The sequence below is a fragment of the Chryseobacterium barbadense genome, from assembly GCF_042849955.1.
In the GTDB taxonomy this organism is placed as follows: domain Bacteria; phylum Bacteroidota; class Bacteroidia; order Flavobacteriales; family Weeksellaceae; genus Chryseobacterium.
Genome location: NZ_BAAFHL010000129.1, coordinates 1 through 2,857 on the forward strand (window position 1 = coordinate 1; position 2,857 = coordinate 2,857).

The following is a 2,857-nucleotide window of genomic DNA, read 5'->3' on the forward strand; positions in this document are numbered from 1 at the left end:
ACCTATTGCTTTAATCTTATCAATAAAAAGCTGAAACATCATGGATTGCCCGTTGACCAGTTTGTTATTCTGTGTTGTTGTTCCTATAGATATAATCTTTTTCAGGCTCATACTTAATTGCTCCTAATTGTTTTATTATTTTTAATAGTTGTTTTACCGTCAGTATTTTTATAGTTTATTAAGCTATTAATCTTTATATTTTGTCCATACACTATATTATCACTAAAATCAATATTACTAATAATATTTTTAGACGTTATGTTGGTCGCATCATCTCCGGCAAAATATACAAGCTCTTTAGGTGAATAGACTTCGTTTCCTACAATTGAAATGTTTTTGCCTGTAAACTCATTTTGATGCTTATTGAGAAGTTTATTGTTAGAATAGATCTGATCTCCGGTATATCCGAATTTTCCTTTAAAAACAACGTCCCCAACATTTTTCAAAATATTTTTTTTGATCTGGATATCGTTAAGATTAATTAAATATATTCCAGACTTTTTTACGTTATTAATTTTATTATTCGAAATTTCAGAATTAAACCCGTATGCCATTACAATACCATACATCGGAGATTCTGAAATTGTATTATTTATAATTTTAACATTTTCACCGCCGCTTGATGCTATAGCACCCTGAGTTAGAGTTTCCGTCCTATCGCTATTTCTGAGAACATAGCTGACTTTATTTCCTTCAATTATAGAGTTATGGGATTTCATAATATATATTCCCATTCCTTTCACCGTTTGCTTATTTCCTATTTCACCTATATTAGTAATGGTATTATTCCGTATAATTGTTTTATTTAAGGTACCTCCTACTGCCTGAGATTCATAAGCCATTACACCGTAGTCCAATAAATTCTGAATTGTATTATTTTCAATGATATTATTGTTACCATGTCCAATAATTCCTATTCCTATTTTTAATTGATTATCTCCGTCTATAAGGTTATTCTTAATTACATTATTATCATGAGAGTAATTATACCCCGAATACCCTAAAAGGATTGCCAATGTATCTCCGGACTGCCCTAAATTCATAGCAGAGTTTATAAATTTATTATTGATTACAGTATTATTAGAGGATCCTTTTTCTCCTGCATTGGCAATAAACAAACCTATTCCGCTTATTTTTTTTAAGATTATATTTTTAATGGTTCCATTTTTCGCTCCTGAAAGCAAAATGCCGTATCCTTTATAAAAATCTTTAGTAGAGAGACCATTTCCAATAATAGCCCCTCCTTTGACAGTTACATTATTATGGGCAATAATTAATCCGCCTTCATTTTCATTTCTAAGATTTAATGTAGCGTTTTTAGCAAATGCTATAATAGTATGATCTCGAGCTGTAACTAAAGTCTTATCAATGAAAAAATTTCCGTTTAGAATAATCTTAAGTGGTTTGGGAGATTTATTGGAAAGTGCATTCTGAATGGTAGTAAAATCTGTTTTTACAGACTGTGATTGCAGGGAAACCACAAGAGTATCTGTTTGAGCTTTGATTAAGCTAAAGCAACACAATATTAAAATAAAAACAATATTCTTTTTCATCTCCATTCAGTTGGAATGCTAAAATTTAACATTAAATACTTTTTCCCATAGAGCAATATTACAAAGTCGCCAAGAAAATGCGACATCATCTGATTTTGTAATATTTCCATCAAAAATATCATTAAGAAGTGGTGATTTGTTAACCAAATCCCAGATAAAAGATTCTTTCAGCCAATCTTTGGTAGGAGCTTCAAAACCTATTTTAGTCTTTCTCCACACAATTTCTTCCGGTAGGGAATCTTCCATTGACTTTCTTAATATATATTTAGACCAATAATCTTTCAGCTTGTAGTCATTGTTCATTGACAAGCTGGCTTCTACTAATCTATAATCCAAAAACGGAAGTCTAGTTTCTATGGAAAAGGCCATAGAGTTTTTGTCTTCCCATTTCAGCAATTGCGGTATTTGGGTTTTGGTGATCTCCAGCTTTTGCATTTCAAAAACATCGTTATAGGATTTTGAAATTTCTTTTAGCGTAGTAAAATCGATTGCTTTAAGATATTTTTGGTTTACTTTTCCCAATCTTGATAATGCTCTTCTCTTTCTGACAGCAAAATTGGTAAAGTATAAATGGCTTTTCATAAGATACAACGGCTTTAAAGACAAATTCTTACTAATGTTTTTAAGAAATTTGACCTTTTTTAAAGCCGGAAGAGATTTCACGTATGCTCCAAGATATTTAGGATATCCTAAAAGAGATTCATCTGCCCCCTGACCGTCTAATAACACAGTTACTCCAGCCTCTTTAGCCTTCTTCATCACTCTGTTTTGCAAAAATACCGATGGAGTTCCAAAAGGTTCTTCCAATACCTCCACCAAAGCTTGGGTGTATTCCTCAAAATCATTTTTTGTAGGGGAAGTAACATTCCAGTTAAGATGGCAATGCTCTACAACCATTTTAGCATACTTCGTCTCATTAAGCCTTGGCTCTAATGATTCTGCGGTTATTGCATTAAAGTTATCACTTGCCACCTCATTATATTTTTCCGAAGCAATAGCTGAAATATATGAGCTGTCTAATCCGCCGCTTAAGCACGTTCCCACCTTTACATCTGATCTCATTCTCAGTGTAACAGACTGATCAAATATTTCCTTGTATTTTGCAATAGACTGATCGAGGTTTAGCTGATTGATATCTTTTCTGAATGTAACATCATAATACTTTTTCTTTTCGATGGTATTCGTTGCCAAATCCAAAATCAAATTGTGACTGCTTCTCAGGACGTTTACATCTTTAAAGAAAGTTTCTTCAGTATGATCTGTTAGACTTATTAAAAGATAGTCCATTAAAATTCTTTTGTTTA

Annotated in this window: 2 protein-coding genes; both read right to left on the reverse strand. The window is 32.0% G+C overall.

The features are described from left to right. Window positions 1-113: 113 nt before the first annotated feature. The gene (locus ACGHIN_RS17085) at window positions 114-1,553 is read right to left on the reverse strand and encodes a right-handed parallel beta-helix repeat-containing protein (protein ID WP_390456377.1); all 1,440 of its coding nucleotides are present in this window, start codon (window positions 1,551-1,553) and stop codon (window positions 114-116) included. A gap of 18 nt (window positions 1,554-1,571) precedes the next feature. Continuing rightward, window positions 1,572-2,857: asparagine synthetase B family protein (locus ACGHIN_RS17090; RefSeq protein ID WP_390456380.1), on the reverse strand; the 1,286-nt coding region annotated here is incomplete at its 5' end.

Bases quoted from the DNA above. Each gene is read 5' to 3' on its own strand.
- ACGHIN_RS17085 (WP_390456377.1), bottom strand. From the start codon at position 1,553: ATGAAAAAGAATATTGTTTTTATTTTAATATTGTGTTGCTTTAGCTTA.